14 protein-coding genes and 1 pseudogene are annotated in these 13,720 nt (G+C 69.5%); 7 read left to right on the top strand and 8 right to left on the bottom strand.

Features of this window, described 5'->3' with window-relative positions; all coding sequences use genetic code 11:
• Positions 1–2 precede the first annotated feature (2 nt).
• The 7 genes and pseudogenes from ACFQUV_RS16740 to ACFQUV_RS16770 form a co-directional block, all read right to left on the bottom strand.
• Positions 3–410, bottom strand: a complete 408-nt coding sequence (locus ACFQUV_RS16740; protein WP_207211462.1) for an anti-sigma regulatory factor — start codon at positions 408–410, stop codon at positions 3–5.
• Positions 388–780: an STAS domain-containing protein gene (locus ACFQUV_RS16745; protein ID WP_111383623.1), complete on the bottom strand. Its 393-nt coding sequence runs from the start codon at positions 778–780 to the stop codon at positions 388–390. The genes ACFQUV_RS16740 and ACFQUV_RS16745 overlap by 23 nt, the downstream gene beginning before the upstream one ends.
• A 2-nt stretch (positions 781–782) precedes the next feature.
• Positions 783–1,667, bottom strand: coding sequence for an STAS domain-containing protein (locus tag ACFQUV_RS16750; RefSeq protein ID WP_129608990.1), 885 nt, complete (start codon positions 1,665–1,667; stop codon positions 783–785).
• Positions 1,668–1,988: 321 nt separating this feature from the next.
• A pseudogene (locus ACFQUV_RS16755) lies at positions 1,989–2,063 on the bottom strand.
• A 55-nt stretch (positions 2,064–2,118) separates the two neighbouring features.
• A complete protein-coding gene (locus ACFQUV_RS16760; protein ID WP_129608991.1) occupies positions 2,119–3,015 on the bottom strand; it encodes a DUF2927 domain-containing protein in 897 nt (298 codons plus the stop codon).
• Entirely contained in the window at positions 3,012–4,259 is a 1,248-nt protein-coding gene (locus ACFQUV_RS16765; protein ID WP_129608992.1) for a hypothetical protein, read from the bottom strand. Before ACFQUV_RS16765 ends, ACFQUV_RS16760 begins: the two co-directional genes overlap by 4 nt.
• Before the next feature lie 235 nt (positions 4,260–4,494).
• Positions 4,495–5,082 carry a DUF1134 domain-containing protein gene (locus tag ACFQUV_RS16770; RefSeq protein ID WP_111383620.1) on the bottom strand — a complete coding sequence of 196 codons (588 nt, stop codon included), beginning with the start codon at positions 5,080–5,082 and terminating at the stop codon, positions 4,495–4,497.
• 158 nt (positions 5,083–5,240) lie between these two features.
• Here ACFQUV_RS16770 and ACFQUV_RS16775 point away from each other — a divergent pair, with 158 nt between their 5' ends.
• Positions 5,241–5,717, top strand: coding sequence for a YHS domain-containing (seleno)protein (locus ACFQUV_RS16775; RefSeq protein ID WP_244601569.1), 477 nt, complete (start codon positions 5,241–5,243; stop codon positions 5,715–5,717).
• 45 nt (positions 5,718–5,762) lie between these two features.
• On the opposite strand, the gene ACFQUV_RS16780 is transcribed toward ACFQUV_RS16775, so the two are convergent.
• Positions 5,763–6,587 (bottom strand): 3'(2'),5'-bisphosphate nucleotidase CysQ, encoded by an 825-nt coding sequence (locus ACFQUV_RS16780; protein WP_129608993.1) that lies wholly within the window; start codon positions 6,585–6,587, stop codon positions 5,763–5,765.
• A gap of 111 nt (positions 6,588–6,698) precedes the next feature.
• Here ACFQUV_RS16780 and chpT point away from each other — a divergent pair, with 111 nt between their 5' ends.
• The 6 genes from chpT to ACFQUV_RS16810 all read left to right on the top strand — a co-directional run bounded on the left by chpT (position 6,699) and on the right by ACFQUV_RS16810 (position 13,521).
• A complete protein-coding gene (gene chpT / locus ACFQUV_RS16785) occupies positions 6,699–7,436 on the top strand; it encodes a histidine phosphotransferase ChpT (protein ID WP_129608994.1) in 738 nt (245 codons plus the stop codon).
• 364 nt (positions 7,437–7,800) lie between these two features.
• Positions 7,801–10,491: a hybrid sensor histidine kinase/response regulator gene (locus tag ACFQUV_RS16790; protein WP_129608995.1), complete on the top strand. Its 2,691-nt coding sequence runs from the start codon at positions 7,801–7,803 to the stop codon at positions 10,489–10,491.
• On the top strand, positions 10,491–10,967 hold the full coding sequence (locus ACFQUV_RS16795) for a chemotaxis protein CheW (RefSeq protein WP_244601570.1): 477 nt from the start codon (positions 10,491–10,493) through the stop codon (positions 10,965–10,967). The genes ACFQUV_RS16790 and ACFQUV_RS16795 overlap by 1 nt, the downstream gene beginning before the upstream one ends.
• Positions 10,968–11,037: 70 nt before the next feature.
• Positions 11,038–11,403: a response regulator gene (locus ACFQUV_RS16800; RefSeq protein WP_111385885.1), complete on the top strand. Its 366-nt coding sequence runs from the start codon at positions 11,038–11,040 to the stop codon at positions 11,401–11,403.
• 64 nt (positions 11,404–11,467) lie between these two features.
• On the top strand, positions 11,468–12,634 hold the full coding sequence (locus tag ACFQUV_RS16805) for a chemotaxis response regulator protein-glutamate methylesterase (protein ID WP_129608996.1): 1,167 nt from the start codon (positions 11,468–11,470) through the stop codon (positions 12,632–12,634).
• Positions 12,631–13,521, top strand: coding sequence for a protein-glutamate O-methyltransferase CheR (locus ACFQUV_RS16810; protein ID WP_129608997.1), 891 nt, complete (start codon positions 12,631–12,633; stop codon positions 13,519–13,521). The genes ACFQUV_RS16805 and ACFQUV_RS16810 overlap by 4 nt, the downstream gene beginning before the upstream one ends.
• Positions 13,522–13,720 lie beyond the last annotated feature (199 nt).

Here is a 13,720-nt window from a genome sequence, read left to right on the forward strand (position 1 = left end):
CTTCATTTCCAACGCGCGCAGGTGATCCGGGTGCCGCGGCCCGGTGCCGAGTCGATCGAGAACTCGTTGCACAGCCGTTTCGCCCCGCCGAGGCCGAGGCCGAGGCCGGAGCCCGACGTGTAGCCGTCCTTGAGGGCAAGCTGAACGTCGGCGATGCCGGGCCCCTGATCCTCGAAGGTCAGGCGCAAGCCGCGCCGGTGGCCGTCCGTCATCGTCTCGATGGTGGTGACACCGCCGCCGCCGTAATCCAGCATGTTGCGGGCGAGCTCGCTCGCGGCGGTGACGATCTTGGTCTGATCGACCAGTGACAAGCCCACCTCCACGGCGCGCGCCCGCACCTGCTGGCGAACCCGCACGACATCGTCCGAGGACCGCACCTCCATCAGGTCACGCGCCGGCGTCGTCGCCATCCGCGACCTCCGGCTCCTCCAGCCGGCGCCGGATCATCTCCATGCCGCGCTCGACGTCGAGCGCGGTCCTGACGCCGGTCAGCGACAGGCCGAGCTCCACCAGGGTGATGGCGACGGCCGGCCGCATGCCGACCACCACGGTCTCGGCATCGAGCATGCGGGAGATCGCGGCGATGTGGTCGAGCATCCGGCCGATGAAGCTGTCGACGATCTCCAGGGCCGAGATGTCGATCAGCACCCCCTTGGCATGGGTGGCCACGATCTTCTCGGTCAGGTCCTCCTGAAGGGCGGTCGCCAGCCGGTCGTGCATGTCGACCTGGATGGTGACCAGCAGAGCGCTGCCGAGCTTGAGAATGGGGATGCGGTCCATCGTCAGCCCACCGGCTGCTGGCGGTGCACCGTCTTCAGTGGCGCCACCGTGCGGCCGACCCGCCGCAGCGCCACCGCGAAGGCATCGGCCAGCGTCGCCTTGGACACCACGTTCAGCTCGACGCCGAGATGCACCATGGTCTGGGCGATCTGCGGGCGGATGCCGGAGATGATGCAGTCGGCGCCCATGAGGCGCGCCGCCGACACCGTCTTGAGGAGGTGCTGGGCCGTCAGCGTGTCGACGGTCGGCACGCCGGTGATGTCGATGATGGCGATCTCGGCGCGCTCGGCGACGATCGACTCGAGCAGGTTCTCCATCACGATCTGGGTGCGCTGGCTGTCCAGCGTGCCGATCAGCGGCAGCGCCAGCACGCCCTCCCACAGCTTGACCACCGGGGTGGACAGCTCGGCGATCTCCCGCTGCTGGCGGACGATCACCTCCTCGCGGCTCTTCTGGAACACCTCCATGGTGTGCAGCCCGAGGGCGTCGATCAACCGTGTCACGTCCTGCACGGCGCGCAACGCAGTGGCGTCGTCGGTGCCCTTGGCGGCGTCGATCGCCTCGAACAGCGGCGGCTTGAGGGAGAACACGAAGCTCGCCGTCTCGGACGGCGAGAAGCCCTGAATGGCGCGCGAGCGCGAGATGTCGGCGAGCAGGTCCCGCAGCGGCTGATAGGGCGGCGCCGGCACGTCCAGCCCGGCTGCCGTGATGGCGGTCGCCAGCAGATCGAGCACCGTGCGGCATTGGGTGGCGAGCTCGGTCTCCTTGATCCGGCCGGTCGCCAGGATTCCGTTCTGCTTGAGCAGGGTGGTCCATTTCGGCAGCAGGGTGGACGCTTGCTCGGACAGGATCTTGACGATGAGCGGGGGCTGGCTGCGTGGAGTCATGGTGGCCGGGGACCTCGTCACTCGGAGGGCGGTTGATGGACGGCAAGATGGATTCGGCCCGCGGGCCGTTTTGGGCGGGTTGGGGGCGATGGTCGGACGAGTCCGCGATGCGAACAGATGCCTAGGGGCAACCCCGACAGGCCGCAGCCCCGAAGGCTTCGGCGGATCGCCGCGGCAGGGGACGCTGTCGCGTTCTCTCAAAAAGCGTCGATGCTGCTCCGTACGGCGGGCCGCGCGTCGATGAAGGCCCCGAAAGGGTCCTGTTCAACGCAGAAGGCGGCACCGGGTTCCGTTCCCTGGCCTCCTGTGGGTAACGGGCGGAGGCCCAGCCTGGATTCGAACCAGGATGTGGGAATGCGGTCGGCATTCCCCGCGTCGCCCTTCCGCCACCGGGCCAGCCACGAGGCTAGGTGTAGCGGAGTTTCGCCGCAACCGAATGCGGCCGTCAATCCTAATGCCGAAATTCGGGTACCGCCCGGCCGCCGAGTGGAGATCTGCGGTGTCCGGCCTCCGGCCTCGTCTCGACGCGGCGGCGCACCTCCGGCAGCACCGCGGCCGCGATGGCGCGGGCCTCGGCGGGCGGCGTGCCGGCCGCCATCCGCGGGTGGTAGAGGAGGTTGAGGAGATAGCGATCGTAGCGGCCGAAGCGGCCGGTGCGGACGCGGTCGTTGAACATCGTCCACGGGATCGCGTCGGTGTCGGCGGACGGCCCGAGCGCCTGCAAGATCTCCTCGTAGGCGCAGTCGCGGACGTCGAAGGCAGAGACGTCGACGGCGAGGATCGCGGCCGCCCGCGTGATCCGGAACTCGTCGTCGCGGGCGAAGCCGCTCACGCAGAGTGGCGCGAGTCGTGCCAGGATCGTTCGGGCGCGCTCCGGCCCGAACACCCCTGCGACCGCGGCATCGAAGTCGCGGCGACGCACCAGCCGCACCGTCAGATTGGCCGGCTCGTTCGCGGCAGCCAGCCGCAGGTCGAGATGGGCGATGCCACGGCCGATGTCGGCCACCACCGCCTCGACCATGGCGCGTCGCGTCGCCCCGGCGCGGCCGAGGCGAGGATCGGCCTCGATGCGCACTCGCACCGGCGCTTCGAAGCGGCGGATGCGATCCGCGGGAGACGTCGCGTACTCGGCCGCGCCGGTGACGGCCGCGAAGCCGCGCAGGATCTGAGCATCGGTGAATGGCCCCCGGTCGGACGTGACGGCGCGGCGCGGCCCGGCCGCGGCGACGCCGGCCCCGAGGCCGGCCGGAAGGGCGATCGAGAGGACGACAGAGAGGGCCGCCAGAGAGGCGGCGCGGAGGGCGGCGGCGATCCGGTGCCCGGATGACGGGGGGCGCCCCGCCGTCACGAGGCGGCGGCTTCCGGCACCGGGGCGGTCGCGGCGGGCTGTGACGGCACCCGCGAGGCGCGGGCCTGGAGGGCGCGGATGCGCTCGATCAGCTCGCCGCCGCCCGGCCGGTCGCCGTTCGCTCGGGTCTCGTCCGGCCGGTGCTGGTCGGTGCGCTCCTGGTCGGTGCGCTCGTGGTCCAGGATCGCGGCGATCGGCGAGTCGGCGCCTTCCAGCGCCAAGGTCAGCTTCGCCACCTCGGCGGCGACGTCGTTGATGCGCTCGCGCAGCAGCGCGTTCTCCACCCGCTCGGTCGCCCAGCCGGCCTCGGCGCCGCGGCGCAGCGTCGCCAGCTCGCGCTCCAGCCGGGCGTTCTCGGTGCGCGCCTCGCCCAGCTCGCGCTCCAGGCGGGCCTTCTCGCTGGTCAGGTCGCCGGCCGCGCCGGTCTCCTCGCGGGCCTTGCGGGCGTCGTATTCACGCTCGACTAGCATGCGGCCCTGCTCGGTCAGCCGCTCCTCCAGCTCGTGGATGCGGCGGGTCAGCCCCTCGGCCTCGCTGGTCTGCTCGGCCTGCTGGCGCTCCAGCTCGCCGATGCGGGTCGTGAGGGCGCCGGTGCGGGTCCGCTCCTCGGCCAGCTCGGTGGCGGCGGCCGCCGCCGCGGCGCGCTCACGGTCGAGCCGCGCCTTGGTCTCCTTGAGGTCCTTCTGGTCCTGCTCGGTGCGCGCCTTGAGGGACTCGATCTGGGTCCTCAGGGTGGCGATCTCGATGCGCTGGCTGTCCGACACCGAGGTGCGCTCGTTCAGGGCGGCGGTCAGCTCGGCGAGCTCCGCCTCCTTGCCGACCAGGAGCTTCTCGACCGTCTGGGCCTTGTCGCTCTTGCGCGAGAACTCCTGCTCGGTGCTCTGGAGCTGCTCGCGCAGGGTCTTTTCGCGCGCCTCGATGGCCTGGAGCGCGGCGGTCTTCTCGGCCAGCTCCTGGCGCAGCCGGGTCACCGCCATCGACTTGCGCCCGAGATCGGCGAGCTGGCCGGCGGCGCGCGCCTTGAGCTGCTCGACGCTCAGCTCCAGCCGCCGGGTCGACATGGCGAACTCGGCGCGGAGCTGGTCCTTCTCGGCCTGGATCTCCGCCATCGAGAACGGCGTCGCCGCCTCCAGGCGCCGCATCGTCAGGCGGACGGCGCGGTTGTGCACCAGCGGGACGAACAGGAGATTGAACAGGCTCGCGACCAGAAATCCGATCCCGAACAGCATGACCTGTTCGATCATGAGAACGCCTCTTCGATCATGAGAACGCCGCCGGCCGCCCGGATGGCGAAGCGGCGGGGCTGCCCGACGTCGTCCCGACCGTCGCGAGCCGCTTTCGGCCTACCAGCTTCGGCAAGGATTTCAACAAGCTGATCACCGTTCCGGGAGAACGGCCACCGAAAATCCCGGCCGATCACGCAACCGTGTGGCATCGCGGGCCGCGCACAAGGGGCGGGGCGGACCGCGGGCCGCGAGATCAGAACGGATTCCAGGTCGATTGCGGGGTGAACTTGAGATAGCCGATGCTGGCGCCGAGCCGCAGCCCGACGCCGGAGCGGATCGGCACCACCACGATGTTGTTGGAGGTCAGCGCCGTCATGCCGAGGCCGCCGATGAAGTAGGCGGAGCCGTCGATGCCGCCGAACCGCTGATAGATCGCGTTGGTGGCCGGCAGGTTGTAGATGAGCATCATGGTGCGGGCGCCGTCGCCGCCGACGTCCCAGCCGAACGACGGGCCCTGCCAGTAGACCTTCAGGTCGCCGGCGTTCTTGGTGTAGAGCACGCCTTCGCCGTAGCGCAGGCCGCCGAAGAAGGCGCCGCCGCCCTCCTCGCCCAGCACGTAGCCGTTGGGCAGGCCCCACTGGCTGACGGCGCGCTCCACCAGGGTGGCGAGGCTGCGCGAGACGCCGCCGAAGAAGCGATGCCCGGTGGCGACGATCTCGCCCGGCGAATAGGTGTTGGGCTGGTGGGCGGGCTGCGGCGTGCTCTGGGCGAAGGCCCCGACCGGCACCGCCCAGGCCAGGACCACGACCGCGGCGACGATCCAACGCGAGACTCTGCCCATCTGGCCCTTCCCGAAATTTTGCCTGCGGCGCGTAACCGGCCGCTTACGAAAGCGCGCTAGGACAATGACACCCCCGAGAGAGCTCACGGCCGAGCTGCACCCGAATCGCGACACCATCCGGCAATACTATGACGTCACGGCGGCGAACCCGACAGATCGTGCCGACCCTTCGACGGGCGGCGGGTCTTGCGATGCTGATGCTGTCGAGCCTGTGGCTCGGCCCGCCCGCCTCGGCCGCCACCACCGAGCGGGTGGTGACTGATCGCCATTCCGGGCTCGCCATCTCGGGCTTCGACCCGGTCGCCTATTTCGTCGAGCGGGCCGCCGTCGAGGGCCGTGCCGAGTACGAATACACCTACGCCGGCACGGTGTGGCGCTTCCGCAACCCCGGCAACCGTAACGCCTTCGCCGACAACCCGACCGTCTATGCCCCGGTGTTCGGCGGTTACGATCCGGTCGGGATCGCCCGCGGCGTCTCGCGCCCCGGCAATCCCGGCCTGTTCGCCGTGATGGGAGGCCGCGTCTTCCTGTTCTACAGCGAGACGGCGCGCGACAAGTTCATGGCCGATCCGGTGGGCGTGCTCACCGAGGCGCAGAACCACTGGCCCCAGGTGCGGGCCGGGCTGACGCCCTGACGGCCGACTCGTCGGCAGGCCACCCGCCGGCAGGCCCCTCCGGTCTCACGGATTCGTCGTCATCGCCGGCCCGGCCACCGGGTCCCCCCAGGCGACGAAGCCCGGCACCCCCCAGCCGGCGGTCTCGCCATAGCGCAGCGGCGTGCCGTCCGGCCGCACCACGGTCCCACCCGCCGCCGCCAGCACCGCGTGGCCGGCCGCGACATCCCAGGCCGAGGTGGGGGCGAGGCGCGGATAGACATCGGCCTGCCCCTCGGCGAGCAGGCCGAACTTGACGGCCGAGCCGCAGCTCACCCGCGCCGCCACCTGCCGCCGGGCCAGGAACGCCTCGCTCGCCGGATCGAGGTGCGAGCGGCTGACCGCCGCCACCGCGCCGGTGCGGGGGCAGGGGCGCGCCCGGATCGCCGTCGCCACGGCAGTCGTCGCCCGGCCGCCGGGCGGCAGCGACAGCCGCTCGGCCCCGTGCCCGACGCGACCGCGATAGAGCACGCCCCGGGCCGGCAGCAGGACCAGCCCGGCGATCGGCACCCCGGCCTCCACCACGGCGACGTTGACGGTGTACTCGTCGCGGCCATCGACGAACTCGCGGGTGCCGTCGAGCGGATCGACCAGCAGGAAGGTGCCGGCGAGCGGCGGCTGCGGCGCGGCCGCGACGCTCTCCTCCGACACCACCGGGACCCCCGGGAGGAGCCGCGCGAGCCCGGCCAGGATCACCGCCTCGGCGGCGCGGTCGGCCGCCGTCACCGGGCTGTGGTCGGCCTTCTCGCGGACGTCGAGGACGGCCGATCGGGCGACCGCCAGGATGGCGTGGCCGGCCTCGGACACGAGGTCGGTGAGGGCATCGAGGAGTGGAGAATCGATCTCGGTCATCGGTCGGTACGACAAGGTCCAGGTGGTTTGCGTCGTGGTGTCGGCACGGTGTATCACACGCTACCACCCCGGCGCGGCGCCGATTCGGTGGGCTCGCCGGAGACCAGATCCATGTCCAGCGCCACCTCCAGCGTCCCCGCTTCGAGCCCGGCGACCGCCGATGCGGCGAGCGCCGACGCCGTCGCCACGGGGGCAGCGAGCCCGGCGAGCCTGGTGACGCTCGATCCGCTCGATCTCTGTGCCCTGATCTGCTCGCGGGTCTGCCACGACCTGATCAGCCCCTCGGGTGCCATCGTCAACGGTCTCGAGGTGCTCGAGGACGCCCAGGACGAAGAAACCAAGACGTTCGCCCTCGACCTGATCAAGAAGAGCGCCATTCGCGTCTCCGCCCGGCTCCAGTTCTGCCGGCTGGCGTTCGGCGCCTCGGGCTCGTCGGGTGCCCAGATCGATCTCGGCGACGCCGAGAAGGTGGCGCGCGGCGCCCTCGAGGACGAGAAGGTCAAGCTGGTGTGGAGCCTGCCGCGCCTGCTGCTGCCCAAGAACCGCGTCAAGCTGGTGCTCAACCTGCTGGTGCTCGCCGGGCAGACGATCCCGCGCGGCGGATCGCTCACCGTCGATCCGGTCGGCGAGGGCGAGGCGATGGGCTTCCGGGTCGAGACGCGCGGCCTCAACGTGCGGCTGCCGGCGGCGTTGCCGCCGCTGGTGGCGGGAACCCCGGCCGATGCGGCGCTCGACGCGCACGCGATCCAGCCCTTCTATGCCGGGATGCTGGCGCGGGCCTGCGGGCTGGATGTCGGCTTCGTGGCGACCGGAGACTCCGTCGTGATCACCGCGGCGGTGCCGGCCTAGATTCCTCCCCGGTTTGGATTAGTCCTTGCGATTCCGAGGCTTGGAGCGGCGTCCGCGGACCTCGCCGGCGAATTTTTTTGGCTGCCGACGATCGCGAGCCGACCGTGTTTAACAGATTGCGAAGAGGCCCGCACATGCCGGCGTATTCGCTCTAATTTTCAGCAATTCGCTTTGATTTTGCCGATGCCGGCCCGCCGGCGCGACCTGCTCGCCGCCGCCGCGACGACGGGTTTTCCGCGCCGCCGAGGGGTTTCAGGGTAGTTGCACGGCCTGTGCCGAAACGAAACTTAAACGCTTTCCCAACAGACTGCATCAGTCTTCCGACCGATCGGGCCGCGCGAGCCTGTAACGCGAGTTTTCTCCGATGGACGACTTGCTCCGGGAATTTCTGACCGAAACCAACGAGAGTCTCGACGTCGTCGACGTCGAGCTCGTGCGGTTCGAGCAGGATCCGAACAACGCCAAGATCCTCGACAACATCTTCCGGCTCGTCCACACCATCAAGGGGACCTGCGGTTTCCTCGGCCTGCCGCGCCTGGAGGCGCTGGCACACGCGGCCGAGACGCTGATGGGCAAGTTCCGCGACGGCACCGCCGTGACCGGCGAGGCCGTGACGCTGATCCTGTCCACCATCGACCGCATCAAGGCGATCCTGGACGAGCTGGAGCAGAACCAGGAAGAGCCGGCCGGCGAGGACCGTGACCTGATCGACGAGCTGGAGCGCCTGGCGCTTGCGGCACCGGCGCCGGCCGCAGACCCGGTGATCGCCGCGCCGCCGACGGCGCCCGCCGCCGCGGAGGAGACCAGCGGCTCGCTCACCTATCAGGTGCTGGAGCGCCCGCTGCGTCCCGGCGAGGTGTCGCTGGACGACCTGGAGCGCGCCTTCCGCGAGACGCCCGGGCCGAAGTTCACGGCGCCCGCCGAGGCCCCCTCGGCCGCCAAGGCGGCGGCGGCCGCCGCCGCTGCCGGCGAGCGCGACGAGGACAAGACCGACGCCAAGGTCGCCAACCAGTCGATCCGCGTCAATGTCGAGACGCTCGAGCACCTGATGACCATGGTGTCCGAGCTGGTGCTGACCCGCAACCAGCTCCTCGAGATCGTCCGCCGGCACGAGGACTCCGAGTTCAAGGTGCCGTTGCAGCGCCTCTCCAACGTCACCGCCGAGCTGCAAGAAGGCGTGATGAAGACGCGCATGCAGCCGATCGGCAATGCGTGGCAGAAGCTGCCCCGCATCGTTCGTGACCTCGCCACCGAGCTCAACAAGCAGATCGAGCTCGAGATGCACGGCGCCGACACCGAGCTCGACCGCCAGGTCCTCGATCTGATCAAGGACCCGCTCACCCACATGGTGCGCAACTCCGCCGACCACGGCCTGGAGACGCCGGCCGAGCGGCGTGCGCTCGGCAAGCCCGAGAAGGGCACGATCCGGCTGTCGGCCTATCACGAAGGCGGCCACATCATCATCGAGATCGCCGACGACGGGCGCGGTCTCAACACCGAGAAGATCAAGGCCAAGGCGCTGTCGAGCGGCCTCGTCAACGAGGCGCAGCTTGAGAAGCTGAACGAGCAGCAGATCCACAAGTTCATCTTCGCGCCGGGCTTCTCGACCGCCAGCAAGGTGACGAGCGTGTCCGGCCGCGGCGTCGGCATGGACGTGGTGCGCAACAACATCGATCAGATCGGCGGCACCGTCGACGTCAAGTCGGTGGCCTGCGCGGGATCGAGCTTCATCATCAAGATCCCGCTGACCCTGGCGATCGTCTCGACCCTGATCGTCGAGGCCGGCGGCGACCGCTTCGCCATCCCGCAGCTCTCGGTGATCGAGCTGGTGCGGGCGCAGACCAATTCCGAGCACCGCATCGAGCGGATCAAGGACACCCCGGTCCTGCGTCTGCGCAACAAGCTGCTGCCGCTGATCCGGCTCAAGTCTCTTCTCAAGATGGACGAGAACGAGATCGTCTCCGGCGACGACGCCGAGAACGGCTTCATCGTGGTGACGCAGGTCGGCAATCAGACCTTCGGCATCGTGGTCGACGGCGTCTTCCACACCGAAGAGATCGTGGTGAAGCCGATGTCGACCAAGCTTCGTCACATCTCCATGTTCTCCGGCAACACGATCCTGGGCGACGGCTCGGTGATCATGATCATCGATCCGAACGGCATCGCCCGCGCGCTCGGCACCACGGCGACGGCGCAGGCCCAGTCGGAGGAGAACGGCGCCGTGCAGCATCACGGTGGGGCCGACAACACCACGTCGCTCCTGGTCTTCCGCGCCGGCTCGCCGGAACCGAAGGCGGTGCCGCTGTCGCTGGTCACCCGTCTGGAGGAGATCGACGCCACCAAGATCGAGGCGTCCAACGGCCGCCGGCTGGTGCAGTATCGCGGCCAGCTCATGCCGCTGGTGCGCGTCAACGACGAGGTCCAGATCCGCACCGAGGGCACCCAGCCGCTGCTCGTCTTCTCGGACGACGGCCGCTCGATGGGCCTGGTGGTCGACGAGATCGTCGACATCGTCGAAGACAACCTCAACATCGAGGTGTCGAGCGAGACGCCCGGCGTGCTCGGCTCGGCGGTGGTCAAGGGCCACGCCACCGAGATCATCGACATGGGCTATTTCCTGCCGATCGCCTTCGAGGACTGGTTGCGGCGCAAGGACAAGGCCGTCGGCAGCCACGTCTCGCGGTCGCTGCTGTTCGTCGACGACTCGGCCTTCTTCCGCAACATGCTCACCCCGGTGCTCAAGGCCGCCGGCTATCAGGTCACCACGGTGCCGGGGGCTGCGGATGCACTGGAAGTGCTCAAGTCCGGGCGCCGGATCGACGTCGTCGTCACCGACATCGACATGCCCGGGATGAACGGCTTCGACTTCGCCCAGGCCGTGCAGGCCGACCCGGCGACCAAGGATCTGCCCATCATCGCCCTGTCGGCGCTCACCTCGCCCGATGCGATCGAGCGCGGCCGTGCCGTGGGCTTCCACGACTTCGTGGCCAAGTTCGATCGGCCGGGCCTGATCGCCGCCCTCAAGGAACAGACCGCGCTCGGTGAGGCCGCGTGATGGAGACCAAGATGGTGAACGACAACAATCCGAGCGACACGCTCATCGAGTACGTCACCGTCATGCTGGGCGAGCAGCTGTTCGGGCTGCCGATCTCGCGGGTGCAGGACGTGTTCATGCTGGAGCGGTTGACGCGGGTGCCGCTGTCGCAGCCGGAGATCGCCGGGGTGTTGAACCTGCGCGGCCGGATCGTCACGGCGATCGACATGCGCCGCCGGCTCGGCCTGCCGAAGCGCGACGACGGCAAGAAGCCGATGGCGATCGGCATCGAGTCCAAGGGCGAGTCCTACGGCCTCTTGATCGACACGGTCGGCGAGGTGCTGAAGCTCTCCGACGGCACGCGCGAGCCCAATCCGGTGAATCTCGACGGTCGGCTGGCGCGCGTGTCGGCCGGTGTCCACCGTCTCGACGGCCAGCTTCTGGTGGTGCTCGACGTCGACCGGGTGCTCGACATGGGTGAGGCGATCGCGGCCTGATCGGCGACGCCGTCTGCGGGTGAAGCGGCCGGGCGGACCGGCCGACGTGAGAAGATCAACGAGGCGCGCGATGAAGACTTGTCTGGTCGTCGACGATTCCAGCGTCATCCGCAAGGTGGCGCGTCGCATCCTCGAGGGGATGGAGTTCGAGATCATCGAGGCGGAGGATGGCCAGCAGGCGCTCAACGTGTGCCAGCGCGGCCTCCCGGACGCCGTCCTGCTCGACTGGAACATGCCGGTGATGGACGGCTACGACTTCCTCCGCACGTTGCGGCGGATGCCGGGTGGTGATCGGCCCAAGGTGGTGTTCTGCACCACCGAGAACGAGGTGGCGCAGATCGCGCGCGCCATCCATGCCGGCGCCGACGAATACATCATGAAGCCGTTCGACAAGGACATCATCGCGGCGAAGTTCCAGGAAGTCGGGCTGGTCTGATCGGCTCGCGACCGCCCCCGCGCCACGTCCGTCGTTCCGTCCGCGTAACCGAGTAGCTCGTGTTATGGCCATCGCCGTCACATCTGCGTCCACCGCATCGACCGCCGCCGGAGACCGGCTGCGCGTCATGGTGGTGGACGACTCGGTCGTCGTGCGAGGCCTGGTCGCACGGTGGCTCGAAGAGCAGCCGGATTTCGAGGTCGTCGCCTCGCTGCGCACCGGCCGGGAAGCGGTCGACCAGGTCGAGCGGCTCGATCCCGACGTCGCCATCCTGGACATCGAGATGCCGGTGCTCGACGGCATCTCGGCGCTGCCGCTGCTGCTCGCCAAGAAGCGCGACCTCGTCGTCATCATGGCGTCGACGCTGACGCGCCACAACGCCGAGATCAGCCTGAAGGCGCTGTCGCTCGGTGCCGCCGACTACATCCCGAAGCCGGAGACCAATCGCGGCGTCACGACGTCCGCCGATTTCCGGCGCGATCTGGTCGAGAAGGTCCGCAATCTCGGCCAGCGCCGCCGCCGTCAGCGCGGCTTTCGTCCGGCCGCCCCGGCTCCGAGCTCGGACGAGCGGCCGACGGCGGGCCGTACCGTTCCGCCGGTCGTCGACAAGCCGCCGACCTGCAAGCTCCGGACACTGTCGCCGACCATTCCGCGCGTGCTGCTGATCGGGTCATCGACCGGCGGCCCGCAGGCGCTCAACGAGGTGGTGGGCCATCTCGGCAGCGTCATCGACAAGGTGCCGGTGCTGATCACCCAGCACATGCCGCCGACCTTCACGACGATCCTGGCCGAGCACCTCAGCCGCGCCAGCGGCCGGACGGTACGCGAGGGACAGGACGGCGAGCCGGTGGTGGCCGGTCGTGTCTACGTGGCGCCCGGCGCCCTCCATATGCAGGTGGCGCGGCGCGACGGTGGCCCGGTGATCGTGCTGCAAGACGGTCCGTTGGTGAACTTCTGCAAGCCGGCGGTCGATCCGCTGCTGACCTCCGCCGCGCAGGTGTGGGGCGCCGCGACTCTCGCCGTGATTCTCACCGGCATGGGCTCCGACGGGGCCCGCGGGGCGGCCGATCTGGTTACCGCCGGCGGCAGCGTCATCGCGCAGGACGAAGCCAGCAGCGTGGTGTGGGGCATGCCGGGGGCGGTCGCCCAGGCCGGCCTGTGCGCCGCCATCCTGCCGCTCGCGCAGATCGCGTCGAAAGTAACTCGTGTCTTCTCGGGAGAGCGCTCGTGACGCCGTTCGATTACGACTTCCTGCGCCGGCTTCTCAAGGATCGCTCCGGCCTCGTGCTCTCCGCCGACAAGGAGTATCTGGTCGAGAGCCGCCTGCTGCCGGTCGCCCGTAAGAACGGGCTCGCCTCGCTCAGCGAGCTGGTCCAGAAGCTCAAGGCGCCCGGCGCCGAGAACCTGACCGTCGCGGTGGTCGAGGCGATGACCACCAACGAGACCTTCTTCCTGCGCGACAAGGTGCCGTTCGATCACTTCCGGCAGTCGATCGTGCCGTCGCTACTGGCCGCCCGCGAGAGCCGTCGCCGGCTGCGCATCTGGTGCGCCGCCGCCTCCACCGGCCAGGAGCCGTACTCGCTCGCCATGTGCCTCAAGGACATGGGCCCGCGGCTCGACGGCTGGCGGGTCGAGATCGTCGCCACCGATCTGTCCATGGAGGTGCTCGACAAGGCCAAGGCCGGCATCTACAGCCAGTTCGAGGTGCAGCGCGGCCTGCCGATCCAGATGCTGCTGAAGTACTTCACGCAGATCGGCGAGACTTGGCAGATCTCCTCCGAGATCCGCTCCATGGTGCAGTACCGGCCGCTCAACCTGCTCGGCGACTTCACCAGCCTCGGCCCGTTCGACGTGGTGTTCTGTCGCAACGTGCTGATCTATTTCGACCAGGTCGCCAAGATCGACGTGATGGAGCGCATCCGCAAGGTCGTCGAGCCGGACGGCTTTCTGGTGCTCGGCGCGGCCGAGACGGTGGTCGGGCTCACCGATGCCTTCAAGCCGGTGCCGGACCAGCGCGGCGTCTATGCGCCGAACCCGGCGTCCGGTGCGGCCAAGCCGGGAGCTGTCGGCTTCTCGGCGACCCAGCGGCTCGCCGCCAATTTCGGCGCCGCCCGCTGAGGTCGAATCCGACCCGGCCGGATCGGCCGGCGCTCTCCAAGCCCTTTACTGTTTCCGGGTGATCGGTGCGCCGTCATGTATGGACGGCCCCTGGTTGGCAAGGGTGCTTTGTGGGCTTGGCGGGGCGGATCGGGAGCGGTCATGTATCCGGCCTTTGGATGCGGTCGATGACCGCTGGCCCTGAGGGACTTCGCGGATC

The organism is Rhodoplanes sp. P11 (assembly GCF_964266735.1).
Classification (GTDB): domain Bacteria; phylum Pseudomonadota; class Alphaproteobacteria; order Rhizobiales; family Xanthobacteraceae; genus Rhodoplanes; species Rhodoplanes serenus.

Coding starts and splice junctions, on each gene's coding strand:
- ACFQUV_RS16805 (WP_129608996.1), top strand. CDS start 11,468: ATGGCCATCGCCGTCACATCTGCGTCCACCGCATCGACCGCCGCCGGA.
- ACFQUV_RS16795 (WP_244601570.1), top strand. CDS start 10,491: ATGGAGACCAAGATGGTGAACGACAACAATCCGAGCGACACGCTCATC.
- ACFQUV_RS16745 (WP_111383623.1), bottom strand. CDS start 780: ATGGACCGCATCCCCATTCTCAAGCTCGGCAGCGCTCTGCTGGTCACC.
- ACFQUV_RS16790 (WP_129608995.1), top strand. CDS start 7,801: ATGGACGACTTGCTCCGGGAATTTCTGACCGAAACCAACGAGAGTCTC.
- ACFQUV_RS16740 (WP_207211462.1), bottom strand. CDS start 410: ATGGCGACGACGCCGGCGCGTGACCTGATGGAGGTGCGGTCCTCGGAC.
- ACFQUV_RS16765 (WP_129608992.1), bottom strand. CDS start 4,259: ATGATCGAACAGGTCATGCTGTTCGGGATCGGATTTCTGGTCGCGAGC.
- ACFQUV_RS16770 (WP_111383620.1), bottom strand. CDS start 5,082: ATGGGCAGAGTCTCGCGTTGGATCGTCGCCGCGGTCGTGGTCCTGGCC.
- ACFQUV_RS16800 (WP_111385885.1), top strand. CDS start 11,038: ATGAAGACTTGTCTGGTCGTCGACGATTCCAGCGTCATCCGCAAGGTG.
- ACFQUV_RS16780 (WP_129608993.1), bottom strand. CDS start 6,587: ATGACCGAGATCGATTCTCCACTCCTCGATGCCCTCACCGACCTCGTG.
- chpT (WP_129608994.1), top strand. CDS start 6,699: ATGTCCAGCGCCACCTCCAGCGTCCCCGCTTCGAGCCCGGCGACCGCC.
- ACFQUV_RS16750 (WP_129608990.1), bottom strand. CDS start 1,667: ATGACTCCACGCAGCCAGCCCCCGCTCATCGTCAAGATCCTGTCCGAG.